Origin of the sequence: Paraburkholderia sp. BCC1884 (assembly GCF_900996225.1) — a bacterium.
Lineage (GTDB): Bacteria > Pseudomonadota > Gammaproteobacteria > Burkholderiales > Burkholderiaceae > Paraburkholderia.
On the sequence record NZ_CAAJGL010000123.1, the window covers coordinates 366,908 to 388,057 of the forward strand.

Genomic DNA, 21,150 nt, shown 5'->3' on the forward strand with positions numbered 1-21,150 from the left:
CCGCCGCCCGGTAAGGCTCTTTGTTGCTGCATTAACCGGCGCGGAAAGCGGCGTCGATTTCTGGCCGCGCCAGATGAGCAATCGAGTTCACGAGTGTCTTTGCGGCTGCAGCCAGTGCGATCGTCACCATCGCACGATGATCGAATCCCACGGCTTTCATGGCATTGACGTCGCTGTCCGATACCTGGGTCCGGTTTGTCGCGATGGCGGCAGCGAAGCGACGCACGGCTTCCAGCTTAGGATCCTGAATCGTGCCGCCGCTCCGCAGTGCCAGGACGACGTCGGCCGATGCGCCCAGTTTGGCTGCGAGAGTTGCATGCACGGCAATGCCGTAATCCGCAGAATTCGCGCGGCTTGCGGAGACCATTGCGACTTGCTGTGCAATTGGGTCGAGCGAACTCGCCCCAAGTGACTGAAGCATCGCGATATAGGCGCCAAGCACCGAAGGTTCAACTGCAATCGCGAAGCCCAGGTTAGGCACAAAGCCGAACACGCCTCGCATGCCGTCGAGCGATCCTTTCGCCTCGGCAGGTGCCGACGCTTCTCCGAGTTCTCCGAACAGCGCCCCGCCTTGCGCCGAATCCACGGTCCGGGCCAGAAATGGACGGATGAGCGCCGCGATTTCGTCGAGATGTGTTTCTAGCGGGAAGTGGCCTGCGTCGACAAAGTGCACTTCTGCGTCCGGAAGATCGCGGCGAAAGGCTTCAGCGCCAGCGGGCAGAAAGAAACGATCGTTCTTTCCCCAGACAGCCAGCGTCGGCGGACGATGCGTGCGGAAATATTCATGGAAGCGCGGATACGCTGCCAAGTTCGACTTGTAGTCGCGAAACAGATCGAGCTGGATGTCGGCGTTGCCCGGTCGATCAAGAAAATGCTGGTCGAGCGTGTACGACTCGGGGGCGATCAGCGATGTATCCGACTCCCCGTGCGTGTACTGAAATAACGTCGTTCCGGAAGTCAGGAACGCGCGGAGGTTGTTGCGGTTCTCGTCCGTCTCCGCATCCCAGTAGGCGCGGATCGGATTCCAGCCCTCACTGAGACCTTCCTCGTACGCATTTCCGTTCTGTGAAATGAGCGCGCTCACGCGCTCCGGCCGCGAAGCAGCCAGTCGAAAGCCAACCGGAGCGCCGTAGTCAAACACATAAAGTACGTAGCGATTTAACGCAATCGCATCGGTGAAGCTTTCGATCACTTCGGTGAGGTGATCGAAGGTGTAGGCAAAGGTATTGGCATCAGGCGCACTGGACAGGCCAAAGCCGGGCAGGTCGGGGGCCACCACACGATATTTGTCGGCGAGCCGGGTGATGAGTCCGCGATATTGGTGGCTCGAAGTCGGAAAGCCGTGCAGCAAGAGGACAACGGGAGCGTCCTTGTGGCCCGCATCGCGATAAAACACATCGATGGTCGATCCCGTGCGACGATCAGCGACAGAGACCGTTTGATACGTGGGTGTAGCAGACATGACAACCTCCAATTTGGCGGGAAATCCGCATGCTTGCGGCACAAGATTGGCTGGGAGCGACCCCGTCGCCGAAGCGCAAGCGTTTGATGAGCGGCCCGGGAGTGGGCCCTGGCCGGGACGTGGCGGCCTGTCAGGCAGAGCGCCCACTTGGGTCTCGTCGCCGGTCAATGGTGGGCCATGGGCAGCCCACCGTAGCCGTCGTTTCGATCAGACTGAAAGTACTGGCGCAGCCGGAAAATCTACGGGAACCAGCGTGGTACCGTGCAGATAGTTGGTCACGGTTTTGTCGCCAATGATGACGATGACGTCGACAAGATTCGCTTTGTCCCAGCCGGCGGCAAAAAACGCGTCTACTAACGCGGGGTCGGCATGGCCGCGGTTAGAGACGATGTTGTGTGTCAGCCGAGCCAGCGCATCCAGTTTCGCGTCGAAGCTCGCTGTACCGGCGCGGACTTCGAGGACTTGTTCATCCGTGAGCCCAGTCATTTTTCCGATGACCGTATGCGCCGCGAGACAGTAGTCACATGCATTGACCTGACTGACTACGAGGTTCACAACTTCGCGAGCCTTGCCCACGATCGAGCTCTTTCCGTTCTGAAATGCCAGGTAGTTACCGAGCGCATGTTCCGAATGGGCGAGCGTCGCATACAGGTTCGGCACCATGCCGAGACCACTCTTTAGCTTGTCGAATATGGCCTGGTTGGCCGGGGAAACATCTTCACGTGTGGGGACATTGATGGTTGTCATGGTCATACTCCTTTTGTTTCGGTGGAAAAAATTGAAAGTCTGTTCGAGCGTTGCGAGACGAACCGTGCCGCATAGCCCCAATCATTGGTCAACGTGCCTTCGAAAACAGGTTGGGTAAGGACGTCACGAGAAGGCTGAGCGAGGCCGCGAGAAGCACCAGATCCTTGAGCAGGAACTGACCAGGCAGCGCGGAAATCGCAGGAAAACCGCCGGCGGTTGCCTCGGCTACGCCGGGAGTCGTGATAAAGAAAGTCAACGTAATCAGGTATGTCATGACCGACATCGCCGCGCCGAGTGCTGAGAGCACGGGAACGAACGCGCCGGCTGCAAGTGCGACCGCGGTGGACAACTCCAGCGTGCCGATCACATCGCTTGCACCCTGGATGCCGAATACCGCGTGCAGCCAACTCATGATCGGGCTGTTAGCGATGAAAGGAGCGATGCCATGCGCCTCATAACCTGTAAACTTCATGCCGCCAAACCACAGGAACACGATAACGAGGGACCATCGCAGGAGGGCCTGGGAGGCATAAACTCCCGAGGATTTTTCGGCGACTGCAAACTCCGATGATGTTGATTGATTGGTCGATGCCATGATGAAACTCCGTATGAGAAGGAAATCAGGAAAATGGCCTTGCGATCGCATAGCATGAATCGAAGGTCGTGCTTAAGCGATAAAGCGTGATTTGATTTCTGCGGCAACCTGGGCTGAGTTTTCGTCGAGAACAAAATGCCCGGCATCGAGCCAAACAAGCTTCGCGTCTGGCAGATCACCCAGATAAGCTCTCGCGCCTGGTGGAATAAAGAACGGGTCGTTCTTTCCCCAAACGATCAACGTTTTCGGGTTGTGATCACGGAACGCCTGCTGCCAGGTCGGGTAGAGACCAATGTTCGACTGGTAGTCTTCGAGAAGATCGACCTGATATTCCTGCACGCCAGGACGATCGAGCAGCGCCTGGTCCAATACCCAGTTATCCGGATTGATCGCATCAGGGTCTTTCACACCCACCAGCCATTGATAACGAGTGCCTTCAAGGCTGACGAAATCGCGCGCTGGCTTTTCAGTCTCGGCAGTGCGCTTCTCCCATAAGGGCAGCAGGACCTTCTTCGGTGCGTCGCCTACGCCTTCGATGTATGCGTTGGCGTTCTGGATGATGAAGCCGGTTACGCGTTCCGGGCGTTGCGTGAAGAGACGAAAGCCCACGGGACCGCCGTAGTCCTGCATGTAGAGAATGTATGAGTCGAGTTCGAGCGCATCGATCAACCCGGAGACGTGTGCGGCAAGATTGTCGAACGTATAGCTGAATTCGTTGCGCAAGGGCGCGTCCGAATGGCCGAAACCGATGTAGTCCGGCGCAATCAGATGAAACCGGTCTGCCAGCGCCGGCATAAGGTCACGGTACATCTGGCTGCTGGTCGGCAGGCCGTGCAAAAGGAGGATCGTCGGCGACTTCCGGTCACCCGCCTCCCGATAGAAAACCTTCCGACCGTTCACTTCTACCGTGCAATGGTAAGTGCGTGTATTCATCATTGGCTCCGGGGCGCAAAGTCCCTTTCAGGTTTGGACCGCTGTGTTGACGGCGTGAAAGCATTCTGGGCATTCCGGGAAACCGGCGATAGACGTTAAAATGGAGAATCGACCTCTCGTTTTCTGGAAGGCCATGAACCAACTCGACGCGATGGCGGTGTTTCTCGCCGCAGTGGAAATGGGCAGTTTTTCAAAGGCGAGCCAGAAGCTGGGGGTCCCGCTCGCCACGGTCAGCCGGAAAATGGGCGATCTGGAGACGCACTTGCGGGGAACACTGTTGGTCCGCTCAGCGAAAGGCCTCGAATTGACTCCTGCTGGCCGGTCTTACGCTGCGTCAGCGAAAGCCATCCTCGAGCAGGTAGCGGAGGCGGAGCGAACTGCTGCGGGAGAGTACGCAGAACCGAAGGGTGACCTGGTCGTGACGGCGCCGATCATGTTCGGCAGGCTGCACGTGCTGCCGGTTGTAACGCGCTTTCTCAATTCGTTTCCGGAAGTCTCGGTGGGCCTGGTTCTAACCGATCGGGTTACCCATTTTCTGGACGATCAGGTCGACGTGGCGCTACGGGTCGGGGATCTTCCGGACAGCAACCTGGTGGCGGTGGGATTGGGATCGATCAGGCGCGTTGTGTGCGGCAGTCCGGAATATCTCGACACTCGAGGGGAGCCCGCCGCACCGGACGACCTCGCACTTCATAGCGTCATTTCGTTCGAAAGCATATCGGCGTCGGTGCGATGGGGCTTCTGGTCTGATGGCGAGGAGATCAACACTCCAATACGGACGCGATTGAGCGTTAATACCATTGATGCCGCAATCGACGCGGGGCTCTCGGGCGCCGGTTTGGTTCGGGCGATGTCCTATCAGGTGGTTGAGTACGTACGCCAGCAGCGGTTGCGCGTCGTCATGGAGAGATTTGAGCCCAAACCGCGTCCAGTTCACCTCGTCTATGATAGGCAACGCAGATTGCCCCTAAAATTGCGCACATTCGTCGACTTCGTGGTTCCACGCTTGCGAGAACGCGTAACGGAGGCAAGGCTTTGAGAAATCGACAGCTACCGGTCTAGCATCTCCGACTTTTGGCCATACCGCAGATGCTTGAGTGTGACGATCATGAGCTTGAGATTTTCGAGAGCATCTCGTATGTTGGCGTGTCTTCTGCAGGGATGTCCTGCAACTAGAATCGCTCGCCGCGTCGTTCTGAAACCACGCGCCAATCCAGGATCGCTCCAGCAGGGAAAATACGTCGGCTGCCAGACACGCTCGAACTTTCGTCAAACGGTCTGCTGCTGATGTCATGTCATGCCATGTCAGATTAAATTGCGGGTACAGATCCGCAACTTCGCGAGTTCGTCCAAGCCGCCAGGTACATTAAGAGGATGTGAAAGCGACTCGCAGCCGTCTTCTCGCACGACCTTTTGCTTACGTTTCACATCCCATACGCCCGGATATGCCTCCGGCGTGCATCGCATGCTGCCGTCAGCGCTCAGGTAGCGCCTGTCAGCAGAAATTCGACCAGGCCTCGAATCAAGGTAAGTGAATGACTCCTTGAGCACGCGCGACATGCTCTTCGTCGCGCTATACATTCCGCGAGAATCGGCGACGGGCTGCCTGCTTCCGAGCTTCGCAACCAGTGCAGTGCAGGTCAATTCGAATGACCCTGATCCGGTTCAGGCCGCAGCACTGTAGGCGGGACGACTGTCTCTACGAGGCCGGTCTTTACGTCATAGACGACACCCGTCACCGTGAACGCACCCGGCAGATTCGGGTTGGCTTTGAGTGCCGCCACATCGATCGCGACCGCCTTGTACGGATCGGTAATCGCGAGATCGTCTAGCTTATCGTCGGCGACGCCCATGTACTTCGACAGTAACTTCGGCGCGTGATGGTAGCAACCGTTGATCCCACAATCGGTATGCTGAAGCACGACCAGGTTCCAGCCAGCGCCGACTGCTTCGCCAGCCGCTCGCGATACCGTCCCGAGGATCGCCATCGTTTCGAGCAGCGCCGGATTCACACGTCCCCCGACGTTGCGGATGATGGCTGTTTCGCCGGGCTCCAGCTTCAATATGTCCATCGGATCGACGCGAGGATCGACGCAACCGATGATCATCGTGCGGCGTGACGGCAACATTTTCAGATCGATGTTAAAGCCAGTTTTTGCGAATTCGGCATTGCGGCTGGCTAGCGTTTCGAGAAAGTCCATGATTACCTCTATGGTTGAACGTAAGAAAACAGGAAATGGGTCAGGTGCGTTGCGGCAGCCGAGTGGACATCTTCGCCTGCAGACCATTCGGGTCTGCGGTGAACGCCGCGTGAATGGCGCGGGTTTGATCGCCAGCGACGATTTCGTCGTTAACCCCAGCCTCGATTGCATCCAGTGCTTCAGTGACGACCTCTTGCGGCGTCATGCGCGGCTCGGGCAGCTTCGCGCCCATTTCGGTATCCGTCTGAACCGCGAGTACCCCGACCACCTGCGTGCCCTGTGCGCCCAGTTCGGCGCGCACACTGCGCGTGAGAGAAAGCGCCGCAGCCTTGGACGCCGAGTAGGTTGCCGCGACCGGAAGGCTGATCAGCGAAAGCATCGACAGCATGTTGATCAACGCACCACCGCCTGTCCTGGCAAGTACCGGGGCGAACACACGGGTCACCGCCAGTGTGCCGAAATAATTGACGTCCATTTCACGGCGTGCATTGTCGGTGTCGGACGCGGAGATGGCGCCTTCGAACGCGGCGTAGCCCGCGTTGTTGATCAGCAGCGTCACGTCCGATGCAATCACCGCGGCAGCGGCGACCTGATCGGGGTCGGTAACGTCGAGCGGCATAGGAACGAGGCGGCGGTCGGCGTCCTTGAGAAGCTCTCTGAGCGAAGCGGTGTCGCGTGCCGCGACGTAGACTTTCGAAGCGCCACGCTTGAGCAGTTCTTCGACGAATACGCGTCCTATGCCGCGGTTTGCGCCAGTGACGAGTGCGACGGATTGAGCCAGTTTCATGATGATGTCCTTCGGAGATTCGATAAGAGGTCAGCGCGGTTCCAGTGCTTTGCGAGCCAGCCAGAACTCGCGAACGTCATGCGCCGTTCAGCTTGTTGGCGTGGAGGCGGGCAAATTCGCCGACAGTCATCGAACGACGGCCGGTCAGCTTTTCGACGTTGTTATCGGAGCCGGACATACGGCCCTGCTGGTAGTCGGCCATTGCGCCGCCGAGGTGCTGAACGATGTACGGCGGCACGCCCATTGCCTCGATCGAGTGGCAGTATTCGTCGATCGGCAGATCCTGGAAGACAATCTTGCGGCCGAGCGCTTCCGACAATTCGGCTGCCATTTGCTCGTGGTCCATTTCGACCGGACCTGAAAGAGGGATCGTCGTGCCAATATGCGCTTCCGGGTTCTTCAGCAATGCAGCGATGGCGCGGCCCTGATCGTCTGCGGCGATCGGCGAGTGACGGCCCTTGCCGACCGGCATGCGCAAAATGCCTTGCTGCAGATACGGCAGTTGCCACGGATAAAGCAGCCATTCCAGAAAGTAAGTAGGGCGAAGGTGAATGACATCCAGGCCAGACCAGTTAAGAACTTCCTCAGCAATGTACGTGTCGCGGCAGGAATCGCTGCTGGACTCGCGGTTGGCCGAACGCTGCGACAGGTTGATAACCGTCTTCACGCCGGTCTCTTTCGCGGCTTGCGCGAAGTTCACCGTTGCGTTGATCAGGCCGGGTTGAACCGGCCATACCAGGTATGCGGCGTCTACGTCCTTCATGGCATCGCGGATGGTGTTGATTTCAAGCAGATCGCCGACAACCACCTCGGCGCCCAGCGCTTCGAGAGCTTCTGAGCGGGCATCATGGCGACGCACCATTGCGCGTACGTCGAGACCGAGTGCGATCGACTCGCGAACCGCGGCACGACCCGTATCGCCGGTGGCGCCAGTAACTAACACTTTCTTTGACATGATTTTCTATTCCTTAATAAATGAACCGGGACGGTTCAGAGATAATTCCGTTGTGATCTGTATAAAAAGGTGTGCTGGAAAGACCACTTCGGCGAATCGAAGCTGGAAATCAGCCGCGCTTTCGTTGTCGCTAATATCGTCTGTGGCGGGGTTGGGCGGTAGCCCTCGTTTCAATCTATGACTTATCACAGGACAGCATGGACGGCGGCGAGCGACATTCGTCAGACGGTTGCGGGTATCCGGCCATGCTGAACCGGATCAACGCGTTGACATGCTCGAAGGCGGATTCATGCCGCTTGTACGACGTGGCGGGGCCACGTCTGCATGTGGCGTGGCGGCGCTACCTCAGTAACCCGTGAGTTCGGCTAACATTTATGCTGCCTGAGCATGGAAGATGAACGGCGCACCGCTCATTGAGGTGGTTTGCCGCTTGGAACAGGAGGAGCGCTTGAAAGACGTCCAGACATTCAGGCTTTACACTCGCGTCGCACGGCTGGGGAGCTTTTCGGCGGCTGCGCGGGAAAGCGGGCTAGCGCAATCGCAAGTTTCAAGGATGATCGCCGAACTCGAAGCGGGGCTCGGTGCCCGCCTGCTCACGCGGACGACGCGCGCGGTCGTCCCAACGGAAGCGGGGCTGGAGTTTCTTGCCCGCATGGAGCCGATACTGGCGGCAATCGACGACGCGGAAAACAGTGTCCGCGAAACGGGAGAACTGCGCGGCGTGTTGCGCCTCGCCATGCCTTCGACGATGGCCATTCGCGTGATCATGCCGCGCCTTACCGCCTTCACCGAACTGCACCCGCTGCTCAGGCTCGACATCATGCTCGACGACCGCTGGCAGGACATGGTCCGCGAAGCGGTGGACGTCGGCATCCGTGTGGGCAGTCTGCCGGACTCTACGGGCACCGCGAGGTTAATTGGGAAAATGCATCGTGTGGTCGTGGCTTCGCCGGTCTATCTGGCCCGGTACGGCACACCGGCGTTGCCGGAGGAACTTGCAGCGCATCGCGTCGTCGGCGGACCAGCGGGCGCGCACGTGACGTCATGGCAATTCGAGCGAGATGGCCTGACTACGTCGATCGATCTGCAATCGCATGTTTCGACTAACGACACGGCGGGCGCGCTTGCAGCGGCGATAGCCGGCCTCGGGATTGTCTCGACGACTTCATGGGCCTGTCAATCGGAGCTAGAAGTTGGGGCGCTCGTCCAGTTGCTACCCGAATGGAAGATGGCTGAGCTGCCCGTGCATGCCTATTTTCCGATGGGGCGAACCACCCGTATGGCGGGCCGCGCATTTGTCGAATTCATCGCGGCTGAACTTAAGAAAGAGCCGCCTGGACGTTTTTCTTTAACGTAGTGGTAATGTCCTCAATCCTGAATGCGGCACTTCCTTCGAGCCTGTTACGCAAGCTTGCTGATTGATCAGTATGGGGACAATGTCGCGCCGCTTACGCGGAAAACTCACTCGTTGGATTCAGTACTTTTTCTGTTCGTCAGTCAAATAAAACGGGCCGACAGCTAACCTTGTCGGCCCGTTTAAGAACAGTCGGCTCAGACGACGGGGTAATGCAACTCGAAGGCTGCCCGGTTCTCGTTGATAAAGTCTTCGACTGTCATCAGAGGGCCGCCGATAATTTCCGCGCCGATCGTGTCTTTTCCTGAAAGTAAATTTTCTTCCTGATCGATACCCATCGCTTCGAAATGCTTGCGCATAATGGGCAGGTTCTCCAGCCCGAGGGTCTCAAGGAATGTCGAAACTGTCACGCGTTCATAGACGAGATCCAGACCGAGAACCCGACCGACTTCGGCAGCAAGTGCCTCCTGCGTATATTCGACCGGCCCGTGCAACTGGAGCGCCTTTCCGACATACGCATCGGGCTTTTCGACAAGGCCCGCAATGATCTTGGCCGTATCTTTGGCGGCAAGAGGAGCAATCACGCCATCCTTGATAAACGGCAGCATATAACGGCCATAGCGGATTTGGGAGGATATATAGAGAAGCCACTCTGCGAACATGGTGACGCGAAGATGAATGACGGGAATCCCAGACCATTCGAATACATGCTCGGAGAGCCAATGGTCCTGCGTCGACTTGCTGCGCGAATTGAAGCGCGCCTGCTTGTGAGACATGTTCACGATTAATTTGAGGTTATTTTCCTGCGCGGCCTTCGCGAAGATAACCGAAATTTCCACAAACCCCGGCTGTTCAATCGGATACGAGAAATAGGCGCTGTCTATGTCTTTGAGGGCAAGGCGAACGTCCCGAAGGCTGCTCAGATCGCCAAACACTACCTCGACACCTTTGTCGCGCAGACGCTGTGCACGTTCATCATCCTTCCGGACGAGCGCACGAACTTCGAATCCTTTCTTCAGCAACTCATCGACGGCCTTCCGACCCGTGTCGCCGTTTGGTCCGGTTACAAGAACTTTAGTCATGGTTTCTTCCTTTCATTAGGTCGAATAGACCCAAATTTGCTCCGGCAGTCTGCCGGAGCTTCTTGGCCTGCATGGGCTAAACATTGACGGGATCGACGATGAACTAGCTGTTCATGCCCTTAGGCTTACCGCCTGCGATTCCGTCGCTGATGTCTGCTTCAAGCACGTTGGAGGAAAGATAGCGGCAGGTCGTGCGGTTCGGTAGCCACGACTTCCGGATAAGATTTATGTTGCGCCAGCATATGTGGCAATACAGAAGGTGTCGCGTTGCGCATGCCGTCGACATAAAGTTTTTGCTCGCGATCGCAAGCAGGCCGGACGAGCTCCTATGAGACGGCCCCTGCAGCCAGCCTCCGAGCCGCGGTGTAACTTTGTAGCCGCGTCTTGTATTCGAATGACCGTTGTTCTTCCCGGACCGGTCTTTGCGTTACCGTCATTGTGAACGTCCCAGTTGGGTCGGCCACGGAAATTCGGCATGGCGGTGCGCTAAGCGATTTCGGGGCCAGCCGGATTTACGGGCTCGGCCATGAGGCGCCGTTCGCCCGGCCTGTCGCTTGGACATCCAGACGACCGGTTCTTCTCAGCAAACAGCCATTTGATCGCCGGAGGGGGGCTTGACATCGAGACTGACATACACCACGTCAGATAGAGCGTCTTCACCAGTCTGCGAGTAAATCTTTGCCGGCCTGAAAAACTGCCGGGGCGAGATGCCGGCGCAGTGATTGCCCGCGCACGTAAGCAGCCGGGTGAGGTAATAGCATGGTCTACTAAGTGGTTTTCTAGGTGGCTGACAGGTTGTTGGTCGCTTCTTGCGATTATGTGGCATGGATCAGGCAATTTTTGTCGCCATTTTAAAGCGCGCATCGTAATCCATTTACCAAACCGAAAGAATATTTGAAGAGTCATTTGATAGATACACAAATATGCAATCTGCATACTTACGTTCAGAAAAGCTTGCCTCTTACACTTACTGACGTCGAAACGCTGGTCGACTCATCTGATATTTCGTAAGATCGTGCAATCGCAGCATGACTTGATTAGCTAACAAGAAGAGGCGGTATGGGCGCGCAGGAAATCATCGGGGTAATAACCGGCAGGCTCGTCCAGAGTGATCGCCTGCTGAAGCTGGATACGCCACTGGGTAGTAACGTTCTGGTGCCCCAGCGAGTGGTCGGGCACTCACGAATCGGCCGTCATTACGAATTCACGGTGGATGTAGTTTCCACATCCGACACGGTTGAACTCAAGACGCTGATCGCATAGCCCGTCGCTTTGTGGTTTCAGCAGACAGACAAGTCATATCTGCCTCATCACGGTTATGTCCACACCGCTCGCCGCCTTGGATCGGATAGCGGGCTCACGAGCTATCAGATCGGTTTTTCATCGTGGATGCACTTTCTGCGCTTTCGCAAGGATGCTCGAATCTGGCAGGACAAAGCGGCTGATGAAATCCTGACCGATGTTTGCAACATGCATCCACAGGCGCAAGGCGCATTCCGGTTCGCCCTGAGCAAACCATTGCCCTCGCGTTCGTTCTGCGTGCAATACGAGGACGACTGGAATTTCGTTTATCGCCTGATGGAAAGCGAAGGCCTGTCTGGCTACTTCGAGCAGGCCAGCGATGGCAAGTCACATACACTCGTCGTTACCGATGGCCTCGACACGCTCCAGCCGCTTGCACCTCAAACTGTCGAGTTCTACCGCGCCGGCATTAATAGCGAAGCCGATGGGCTGGTGCAATGGTCGGGCACCAGAACGCTGCAAAGCACAACTCTTACCACACGCACCTTCGATTACAAGGCGCCCGCTTCGTCTGCGAATCCGAAGGGCACCAATATCCCGACACTTCCCACTCAGGGAAATCTGCCTCAGCAGGCCGAGGTCTACGAATACACCGGTGCCTACACATATGGCAAACAGGACCGGGGCGATGCGCTTTCAAAGATCCGCATGGAAGAGTGGGAATCGCGGGCCAAACGTTTCTTCGGCGCAGGCGCTGTGCGAGGCGCCGACGCCGGTCGCTGGTTTGAACTGGAGGACCACCCTGCCCATACAACGGATAGCGAGCAGAACCGGCAGTTTGCGATTATTGAAACCAAATGGGCCATTGAGAACAACCTTCCGGTGTCCAGTCAGGCGGCTGATTTCCCGCATAGTCTGAAGGCGGCGCTTGCGGCGGTTAGAGCGAACCAGGCTTCTGAAGAAGGACTCAGGGTTGGACATGCTGACGGCAGTGAAGGCTTCTTCCTCATAGAGATTGAGGCACAACGCAAGCTTGTTCCGTTTCGCAGCCCGTTTGACCATCACAAGCCGAAGATGCACTTGCAGACCGCGCTTGTCGTTGGTCCGGCCAACGAAGAGGTCTACACAGATTCACTGAACCGTATCAAGGTGCGCTTCCATTGGGACCGGCTCAATAGCGGCGACGAAAAAGCATCATGCTGGGTGCGCGTCGCGATGTCCGACACGGGTGGCGGATACGGTGGCGTGCATGTTCCGAGGGTCGGCGAAGAAGTTTTGATTAGCTGGGTGGATGGCGATTGCGACAGGCCGCTGGTCACGGGCCGGGTTTATAACAGCGCGACGCAACCGGACTGGCATTCGAACGGCCTGCTGTCAGGCGACAAGTCGAAAGAGTATCAAGGTAGCGGCTACAACCAGATGGTGATGGATGACTCGACGGGGCAGAACCGCGTTCATCTTTATAGCACCAGTACCAATGCGCATCTACATCTGGGTTACCTGATCAATCAAAGTGGGAACGCTCGCGGAGCATACGTTGGTAGCGGCTTCGATCTGAAGTCTGACGCTTATGGTGCTGTGCGGGCGGGGCAAGGGTTGTATGTCACCACCTATCCGGTAACCAGCCAGCCACTGGATGCGCGACAGACAAGCTCGCAACTGGTGAATTCCGAGAGCGTGCTGGAAGCGATGTCCGATGCCAGCACCACGCATCAGGCAGAAAGCCTTAAGGATGGCCACGATTCGCTGAAGGCGTTCACCGATGCGACACAGAATAGCGTGTCGGGGGCGTCGTCGGGTGGAAACACTGCTGGGGGTGGAACTGGAAGCGCGAATGTGTTCAAGGAGCCGGTCATGCTCTTTGGTAGCCCTTCTGGTATCGCCCTGTCCACGCAGAAATCAACGCATATTTCCACCGACCAGCATGTCAATCTCGTGAGCGGACAGAGTACATATGTCGCGAGCGGTAAGTCGTTAATCGGGAGTGTTGCGGAAAAGCTGAGCCTGTTTGTGCAGAATGCTGGGATGAAGCTGTTTGCGGCTAAGGGCAAGGTGGAGATTCAGGCACATTCGGACAATATTGAAGTGACTGCGCAGAAGACGCTGAAGTTGCTTTCTGCAACTGAAACTATTGAAGCGGCAGCGAAGCAGGAAATTTTGCTGACGTCGGGCGGCGCTTATATCCGGATCAAAGGTGGCAACATCGAGATTCACGCGCCGGGCAAGATTGATATCAAGGGTAGTCAGCATAGCTTTAACGGGCCGACCAGTCTCGAAGCACAATTGCCCGTACTCCCGCAAGGCGATGTAAAAATCGGCAATGCATATACCCTTTCGCGATAACAACAATGATTATCAGCCCACCCTTCCTGCCCGCGGCGGACACGACCTCCAACAACGCGAACGCGTTAGATCCGATGATGGACCTCGTCGACCAGTACGAACTGGCGCACGGCATCTATCCCATTGCCTTTGACCGGCGTTGGCATACCGGCAGCCATCTAATGCCATCCACGCAGAATGAACGCGTCAGAGCTATCGCGGACGGCGAGGTTATCGCGTATCGCGTTTGTCAGAAAGCGATCGATGGCGGTAGCGGGACGCCGGACAGCAATGCCGGTTTCGTTTTACTCAAGCACACGACCGAAACGGGCGACGGAAGATCGATCACGTTCTACTCGCTCTACATGCATCTGCTCGAACTGGACGGATACCTGGATCTGGGCGTGCAGGTCAATTCATTGCCCGAGTACCTACGTGCACCAACGCCCGACGATGGACAATCCGGCGGCGGGAAAAAGGTGTACCGGAAGGACGTATTGGGGCTGCCCGGTCGTTGCCACGGGCAGATGCACATCCACTTCGAAATATTCATGCTGCCTGCGGATTTCAACGCGTATTTCGGCGGCACGCAACTCGATAACAAGGGGCCAGAAACCGCAACCGGCAAGGATTACTGGGGGCATACGTACTACATCATTCCAGCAGATCAGACATTTCTAGCGAAGCCGCCCGGGACAGACAATCAAAACAAGCTGCATGGCGTGCTATTCCAGCCGCTTCAAAGCGGAACTAATCAGGGTGGCGCGCTGCATGTCGAATCGTATTTTCACAAGGGTACGAAATGCACGTCGACATGGCAGGTGGGAAGCGACGGGGTGCGTACGCTGCTGACGCCACAGCCGGTCAGGGAGGGCGATTACGAATACGACATGTTCGCCCGTGCGACAAAGCTCTATAACGATTGCCCAAGCGACGGCTACGAGCTGCTGCGGTTCGGGCGCATTCTCGCGGACCAGCCCGTGCTGGCCAACGGCACAGCCGATACGCCCACTGGTGTTGCGCCTGGCGTGTCGGGCAATCCGCATCCCATCAGCGCGCCTAGCCCTCGTACAACATGGATGCGAGTGACCATCTCTCAAGGGCAGGAAGGATACATCGACGTTAACGCGGATAGCATCATCAAGCTGTCGGATGCCGATTTCCCATTCTTCACAGGTTGGCAGAAGATCAGCGAAGGCAACACGCCGTTCAGCGACGACGGCATGTGCGACGTCGATCAGCTCAGGAAGATCGTCGACGACGTGGCGCCGCAGACAACCGATCCGAACGAGTCTGTCGATGAAGACGCATTGAGCAGTTACGTGAGGGGACGTGCTGCCATACGCGAGAAGCTGCGCGGATTCATTTGCGAAGCGCCGACTGAATGGGACAGCGCGCACAACGATGCCCGATATGCAAAGCTCGACGAACCGGATGGCTTCTACGGCAAGCAGAAGAGCACGAATCCCAACGGATATAGTGACTTCCTCGAGTTGCTAAAGAAGTTCCAGTTCTGGGATAAGACGGGTTTGCGAGAAGACAAGTTGTGGTTTTTCCATCCGTTGAAGTTTATTCGCCATTTTAGAAAATGTGGATGGCTGAGCCAGGGAGAATTGGCTCAGATCTATCCCGAGTCGAATTACACCCATGTCGGCAAGACCGGCGCAGAATATAAAGACCGATATCGCCTAAGCATTAACAAGGTTTTTAGAAAATACGGGCTGAACAATGAAGTTCGTATGTCGCATTTCTTTGGGCAATCAGCAGTAGAATCGTACTATATGATGGTGGTGCGTGAGTCCTCTGTTGCAATCGGCCATGCCATTAGCACTAACCACATTTCCATCATGCCAGAATCCGGCGGCTATCTCCGATCGCCTCCCGCAGCGGCGGCAGCTGTTGCTTACTTTCATATGTACGAAAACAATGTCGCTCTGGGCAACACTGATCCTGGGGATGGCGTGAAGTTCCGGGGGCGTGGATTCAAGCAACTGACCGGCCGATATAACTATTCTCAATACTGGATGTTCAGAGGATGGTCTGTCGGTGGTCCTTTTAATCATCAGTGGTTCCAGCACATGGTGAATGGCCATTATTTGCCAGGGCCGGTCATCGATCATCCTGAATCGGTAGGTGATGATGCCTTTAACTGCGTGGATACAGGCGGATTTTTCTGGGCACGCTATACCGTTGCAAGGGCAGCTGACTCAGGTGTGAACCAGGCGGCGTCGAATGCCGTCGCATCGATCGTTAACCATTACGATCATCAGAGTCCTCCGCTGCGCTGGCAAGAGGCTCAGAATGCATTCAAGGTATTGGGGGAGTGAAATGTTCAGAAAGTTGATTTGGGCGCTATTTTTTGTGAGCGGACTTGCACACGCCGACGACACAATAGTCTCATGCGACGGTGCTTACCAGGCGGAAATTTTCAAGCCGGGCGTTCTTATAATCAAGGGGAAAAGTGGCAACTCCGCCAGCGTGAAAATTGGCCATCGTGTTGATGGAGGGAAGTTTAGCCAAGATGATACTTATCTGGTTTTGTATGGAATGCCGTTTAAGGTAAGTGCGAAGTCTCCGCAAGCAAACTCCTTGACACTTTACAAGCTAGACCACGAGCAGAAGGTAGTGACGAAGCAAGTGTACGGTGCGGGAATCTACTCCGCGGATTTCAGCGTAAGCGGGAAGTTCGTTGCGATCACGACACGCCTCGGCGTGGACATTCTCGATGTGGAACGGGGGTCAATCGCGTCCCACGATCCGGCGTATACCCCGGAATTTCCGCTGCAATCTTGCGATAAGAATTAGACTGTATCGATTCAGGAGGATCGTCGACCGCGTGGCGCCGCAGGCGACCGATCCAAATGCGTGCGTCGATGAAGGTGACCCGCCGCCCTACATGATGCATATGGCTTGAACATTGGCAATGTCCCAGCTCGGCTATTATTCTCTAGGTGCTCGTAACCGACCGTTCGTTGCGCGCGTGACAGGACTGAGTGCTGACGACCGCAGTGGCTGCCGAGTAACCAGTCGACGCGACAGTTGGGATGGCCGTTGCGGGATTAAAAGCGGCCGTCCTGTCGTATCGAGCGCGTTTGGCCGGAAAGGGTCGGCTACGGAAGTTCGGTTCGACACCTGGCCCGCAAATAATCGGCGGCCGACGAGCTTCCGAGTCCGCCATGGGCGGACAATCGCACGGCCAGTTCGATCGTCGACAATTTCTCTGTCGGGCCTACCTGCCCACTGCTGGAGTCGCTTGCCGCAACCAGACAGCATTGCCTGGCCACCTGATCTGCGCGAACTCCGGCCGCCTCCCGGGCGTCTTCCTCAGCATCACCACAAATCCAACGCCTTAAATTACGGGATGCTGGCCGCGAACCGGGCTGACTGATTCAAGCAATGACGCCAGATGGAGGATGGTTGACTCCGCCTGCCAACTACCAACGATCTGGACGTTGATCGGCAATCCCTCTTTACTCGTACCGAATCGCATTGAAATGCCGGGCAAGCCCGTGACGTTGAGTGGAACGGTCGCGCCCTGAAGATACGTCGCGTCGACGGTCTGACCGTTGATCGTAAATGTGTCGACGCCATGTTTGTGCGCCGGGACCGGCAGGACATGGGTAATCAACGCGTCATAGTTTTTGAAGTATTCAGCGTAGCCGTCCCGCAGCCGCTCGGCCGCCTGTTCGGCGTCGATGTAGTCCTTCATGGAAGTATCAGGCAGCGCGAGCATTGTTTTCGCCATCTTGTACAGTTCGTCCTGACCATGCCCCGCCGTGGCTTCCGCAAACGCGGGCTTCATTTCCATGACATGCAGGCGGTTGAACACATCGAGAGCGAAGTCACGTTCAAGCGCAGGAATACTGACGGGCTCGACGAAGCAGCCTACGCCTTTGAGCGCTTCCGCCGCGGCCCGGACGGTCGCGGCGACTTCCGGGTCGACCGGTCCGAATCCCGGTTCAACCATCCAGCCTACTCTCAGCTGACGATCCTGCGAGCGGCCGACTCCAGCGTCGAACTGCACCGTACTGCTAGCAAAAGCATCCTGGCCGTCGGGACCTGACAACTGTGAGAATGCGAGAGCCAGGTCGCGGATGCTGCGAGCCATTGGACCTACATGCCAGAATCGGCGCGGTGCACGCGGCCAGATGCCGGTCATGGGTATCCGTCCGTGGGTAGCCTTAAGCGAGACAATGCCTGTCTGCGCAGCCGGTCCGCGCACGGAGATGGCGAGATCAGTGCCAAGTCCCAGCGGCGACATTCCTGCTGCGATGGCCGCCGATTCGCCGCCGCTTGATCCACCAGGAGTCCTGTCAAGGTCCCACGGATTGTTGGAGCGACCGCTAAGGAGGTTGTCGCTCTCGATCCAGTAAGAGAACTCGGGCAGATTGGTTTTTGCCAGCAGGATGGCGCCTGCCTTTTTCATGCGTGCAACGCTAACTGCATCGGCGTCAGGGATGCGTCCTTTGAAGATGGGCGAGCCACGTTGTGTCGGCACACCGGCTGTGTCAATCGAGTCTTTGGCGGTAAAGGGCACGCCATGGAGCGGCCCGAGTTCATGTCCGGCGACCACAGCGGCTTCAGCAGCTTTCGCGGCCTTCATTGCGTCGTCCGCGACGGTAACAATCGCGTTGACCTTGGGATCGACCGCTTGAATCCGGTCGAGGTGCGCCCGCACGACTTCAACCGGCGAGATTTCGCGATTACGGATGAGTTCTGCCAGTCGCGTTGCGTCCTGAAAAAAGATTTCCGAGCTCATAACTTCCTCTATCAATGGTTGATTGAAACGAAAACGCGATTCTGAAACTACCTAACGTTCGCTAGGGTGAAGCCGTGTAAAAAAGCCGACGGTCAGAGGGTCGGCTGCGGTTATCTACCTAACGTTTGTTAGGTAGAACTTTAGGCGGTACAATCCTTGGGGTCAACCTATTTTTACAGAGACCTGCCATGAAGAATCGGGCCATTGGAAGTTCGAGCGACAGAATCGTCGCCGCGGCTACAAGAATGGCGCAGGCCCACGGCTACGGCGGACTGAGCATTCGTGACCTTGCGCAGGAGGTTGGTATCAAGGCCGCCAGCATCTACCACCACTTTGCCAGCAAGGCCGACCTCGCCGCGGCGGTCGCCAGACGTTATTGGGAAGATTCTGCCGCAGTTCTGGAAGCACTGGCGATCGCATCGGCGGATCCGCTCGTCAGCCTGCGTCGATATCCGGAGACATTTCGCAAGTCGCTTGAGAGCGATAACCGCATGTGCCTTAGCAGCTTCATGGCCGCGGAGTATGACGATCTTCCCGACGGGGTGAAGAAAGAGGTTCAGGCTTTTGCGGATGTGAATGTCGCATGGCTGGAAAAAAATCTCGGAGAGGCGGGAGTCGTCGACGCGCAGGAGACCCGTCGACGCGCCTGCGCGATCTATGCGGCGGTCGCCGGTGCACAACTGATGGCGCGTGGTCGCGCAGACATCGCGCTATTTGACGAGCTGATCGAAAGCTACAGGCAAGCCGGGCTGTTGCCTGGGTGATGCTTCGGCGGCCGCCTACAGGCGCGACAACTATCGAAACATGCTGCTGAAACGATCATTCGTCGACCGGCATGTTGTCGGCCTTGATCGGCCAATCGATAACTTGCCAGGCGCGGGTTTGGCCCCATTGTCAGGCCCATGCGCTCCGCCGCTAAAATCACTCCTCACGTCGCGCTTTTGGGAATTGATGGAACACGGCATGGATCATCTACTTGTCATTCAGGGAAGCACAAAACATGAAGTCCCTTATGCGCTTCTTTACGATCGTCCATGCGCTGATGGCTATTCTCTTCGCCTGCGCGGCGCTGATGTTGATCGCGATTGCTGCTCACATTGGATCAATTGCATTTGCGAGTCAATGGGACTCGGCGAGCGCGCTATCCGTCATTGAAGCTTTGGGTGTGCTGGCTGGGGCCGTCGTCGCCTTGCAGATCGCTGAGACCATCGTAGAAGAAGAGGTCATACGGGAGGCTGACGTGAGCGGGCCGACGCGAGTACGACGTTTCATGTCGCGATTTCTGGTGGTTGTCGTCGTCGCGCTTGCCATTGAAGGGCTCGTGGCAACGTTCAAAGCGCTTCACCAAGATCCATCGCAGCTTCGGTATGCGGCCTGGCTGATTGCTTCTACAGCCTTGCTACTTGCTTCCTGGGGGCTGTTCGTCCACCTGAATCGGTCCGCGGAAGAATTAGAGCCCGAGGCCATGGCGGAAGCGAAACGAGAAGACAAGAACGTGTAGTAGCTCAGCGCCGAATGTGCTGGCTGAATACACGGCCTCACGCCTCGCTGCGAATGGCCGCTTCAGAGAAGTACCACTGTCCCTTGTGGTCGGGTACTTTCCATCAGCCGCTGGCGCAGACTGACTCTCCCTTCAATTGGAAGGAGAGTCGTCCGCCGTACGAAAAACCTTCGAGCAGTCCAGCTGCTGCTCGGCCACACCAGACTTGAAAGCACAGTCAGATACTCGGCATCGAAGTCGACGACGCGCTGGAGTTGGCCGAACAGACCGGGGTTTGAGCGGTAGATCGCCGGACGGCAATTGGTCGCCGTCCGGCCAGTTGCGGTCAGTCGACAGGAAGGTGAGAATCGTCAACAATCTGGTTATCTGTTGTTGCTCAATGCTGGAAGCAGTGAAGGTAAGGCAATGCTCTTGCCTTACTGCCCATTTCCATTCGGAGACTACATGAATACACGGGCTGGCCAGCTTGCAAGTAAGCTTGTCCGGAACTTCAACGACATCGGGAAGGCGCTCGACGTACGTCCACCGCTCTATGAAAGCCTATGCGCCCGGCTTGCGGTCGGCACAGCAGCGAAAAATCTGGGTGCATCGATCGACATCGTCGCTCCAGGTATGCGCTCTTGCCCATATCACTTTCACCACGCGCAAGAGGAAATGTTCATCATCCTCGAAGGGAAAGGCACGTTCCGGATCGCAGGAGAACTGCTTCCGGTTCGGGAGGGCGACGTGGTTTTCATTCCGCCCGGTCCAGAGTATCCGCATCAGATTATCAATTCTTCGAACGAGCCATTGAAGTATCTTTCGATCAGCACACGCGAAGACCCGGAAATTGTCGAATATCCGGATTCTGGCAAATACCAGGCGATAGCTCGAGGCGATCACGGAAAAGAAGTTCGTGTGATTCAACGGGAATCAAACTCGCTCGATTATTGGGATGCGGAACCTTGAGTCATTTCGCAGACCGCGCTGCCGGTAGCTAAAACGTCGACCGCAGGTGTCGACACGACTGACTGCTTTCGAGCGCGCGGAGTGGCAGTTCAAGGTCGCGTGTTGTCGGTCGCACGCGTGCGACCTTCGGCGATGCATGCGAGTTGCATAAGGCAGCACGCGGCCATGAAGGGACAATCGACGAAGCTATTTAATTCGTTGACAATGAGCCATCGGTTCAATACCCACGCCTCCGGACACCCATGATTGAACAGTCGAACAA

Annotated in this window: 16 protein-coding genes and 2 pseudogenes; 9 read left to right on the forward strand and 9 right to left on the reverse strand. The window is 56.8% G+C overall.

Features of this window, described 5'->3' with window-relative positions:
- Positions 1–31 precede the first annotated feature (31 nt).
- From FQ705_RS34860 to FQ705_RS29175, 4 genes are all read right to left on the reverse strand, one after another.
- Entirely contained in the window at positions 32–1,462 is a 1,431-nt protein-coding gene (locus FQ705_RS34860; protein ID WP_144147488.1) for an alpha/beta fold hydrolase, read from the reverse strand.
- 207 nt (positions 1,463–1,669) lie between these two features.
- Positions 1,670–2,209: a carboxymuconolactone decarboxylase family protein gene (locus tag FQ705_RS29165; RefSeq protein ID WP_144147491.1), complete on the reverse strand. Its 540-nt coding sequence runs from the start codon at positions 2,207–2,209 to the stop codon at positions 1,670–1,672.
- Positions 2,210–2,297: 88 nt separating this feature from the next.
- Positions 2,298–2,804 (reverse strand): YkgB family protein, encoded by a 507-nt coding sequence (locus FQ705_RS29170; protein ID WP_144147494.1) that lies wholly within the window; start codon positions 2,802–2,804, stop codon positions 2,298–2,300.
- A 72-nt stretch (positions 2,805–2,876) separates the two neighbouring features.
- A complete protein-coding gene (locus tag FQ705_RS29175; protein ID WP_144147497.1) occupies positions 2,877–3,737 on the reverse strand; it encodes an alpha/beta fold hydrolase in 861 nt (286 codons plus the stop codon).
- Positions 3,738–3,870: 133 nt separating this feature from the next.
- Between FQ705_RS29175 and FQ705_RS29180 the strand changes: the two genes are divergently transcribed.
- Positions 3,871–4,776, forward strand: a complete 906-nt coding sequence (locus tag FQ705_RS29180) for a LysR family transcriptional regulator (protein ID WP_144147500.1) — start codon at positions 3,871–3,873, stop codon at positions 4,774–4,776.
- Between the two features lie 601 nt (positions 4,777–5,377).
- Here the strand turns inward: FQ705_RS29180 and FQ705_RS29185 are convergent.
- From FQ705_RS29185 to FQ705_RS29195, 3 genes are all read right to left on the reverse strand, one after another.
- Positions 5,378–5,938, reverse strand: coding sequence for a carbonic anhydrase (locus FQ705_RS29185; RefSeq protein WP_144147503.1), 561 nt, complete (start codon positions 5,936–5,938; stop codon positions 5,378–5,380).
- A 40-nt stretch (positions 5,939–5,978) separates the two neighbouring features.
- Positions 5,979–6,725 carry an SDR family oxidoreductase gene (locus FQ705_RS29190; RefSeq protein WP_144147506.1) on the reverse strand — a complete coding sequence of 249 codons (747 nt, stop codon included), beginning with the start codon at positions 6,723–6,725 and terminating at the stop codon, positions 5,979–5,981.
- A gap of 76 nt (positions 6,726–6,801) precedes the next feature.
- Positions 6,802–7,680 (reverse strand): NmrA family NAD(P)-binding protein, encoded by an 879-nt coding sequence (locus FQ705_RS29195; protein WP_144147508.1) that lies wholly within the window; start codon positions 7,678–7,680, stop codon positions 6,802–6,804.
- Between the two features lie 394 nt (positions 7,681–8,074).
- On the opposite strand from FQ705_RS29195, the gene FQ705_RS29200 reads away from it, so the two are divergent.
- On the forward strand, positions 8,075–9,037 hold the full coding sequence (locus FQ705_RS29200; RefSeq protein ID WP_260854656.1) for a LysR family transcriptional regulator: 963 nt from the start codon (positions 8,075–8,077) through the stop codon (positions 9,035–9,037).
- A gap of 194 nt (positions 9,038–9,231) precedes the next feature.
- On the opposite strand, the gene FQ705_RS29205 is transcribed toward FQ705_RS29200, so the two are convergent.
- A complete protein-coding gene (locus FQ705_RS29205; protein ID WP_144147511.1) occupies positions 9,232–10,116 on the reverse strand; it encodes an NmrA family NAD(P)-binding protein in 885 nt (294 codons plus the stop codon).
- Between the two features lie 1,059 nt (positions 10,117–11,175).
- On the opposite strand from FQ705_RS29205, the pseudogene FQ705_RS29210 reads away from it, so the two are divergent.
- The 3 genes and pseudogenes from FQ705_RS29210 (at position 11,176) to FQ705_RS29220 (ending at position 16,485) form a co-directional block, all read left to right on the forward strand.
- Positions 11,176–13,701, forward strand: a pseudogene (locus tag FQ705_RS29210) (type VI secretion system Vgr family protein).
- 5 nt (positions 13,702–13,706) lie between these two features.
- Complete coding sequence (locus FQ705_RS29215; protein WP_144147514.1) at positions 13,707–16,007, forward strand: hypothetical protein; 2,301 nt, start codon at positions 13,707–13,709, stop codon at positions 16,005–16,007.
- 1 nt (position 16,008) lies between these two features.
- Positions 16,009–16,485 carry a hypothetical protein gene (locus FQ705_RS29220; protein WP_144147517.1) on the forward strand — a complete coding sequence of 159 codons (477 nt, stop codon included), beginning with the start codon at positions 16,009–16,011 and terminating at the stop codon, positions 16,483–16,485.
- Between the two features lie 544 nt (positions 16,486–17,029).
- On the opposite strand, the gene FQ705_RS29225 is transcribed toward FQ705_RS29220, so the two are convergent.
- On the reverse strand, positions 17,030–18,439 hold the full coding sequence (locus FQ705_RS29225) for an amidase (protein WP_144147520.1): 1,410 nt from the start codon (positions 18,437–18,439) through the stop codon (positions 17,030–17,032).
- A 188-nt stretch (positions 18,440–18,627) separates the two neighbouring features.
- On the opposite strand from FQ705_RS29225, the gene FQ705_RS29230 reads away from it, so the two are divergent.
- The 4 genes and pseudogenes from FQ705_RS29230 (at position 18,628) to FQ705_RS29240 (ending at position 20,888) form a co-directional block, all read left to right on the forward strand.
- Positions 18,628–19,203 (forward strand): TetR/AcrR family transcriptional regulator, encoded by a 576-nt coding sequence (locus FQ705_RS29230; RefSeq protein ID WP_144147523.1) that lies wholly within the window; start codon positions 18,628–18,630, stop codon positions 19,201–19,203.
- 236 nt (positions 19,204–19,439) lie between these two features.
- Entirely contained in the window at positions 19,440–19,940 is a 501-nt protein-coding gene (locus tag FQ705_RS29235) for a hypothetical protein (protein ID WP_144147526.1), read from the forward strand.
- Between the two features lie 147 nt (positions 19,941–20,087).
- Positions 20,088–20,218, forward strand: a pseudogene (locus FQ705_RS34710) (integrase); the annotation flags it as partial.
- A 166-nt stretch (positions 20,219–20,384) separates the two neighbouring features.
- Positions 20,385–20,888, forward strand: coding sequence for a cupin domain-containing protein (locus FQ705_RS29240; protein ID WP_144147529.1), 504 nt, complete (start codon positions 20,385–20,387; stop codon positions 20,886–20,888).
- Positions 20,889–21,150: the final 262 nt, after the last annotated feature.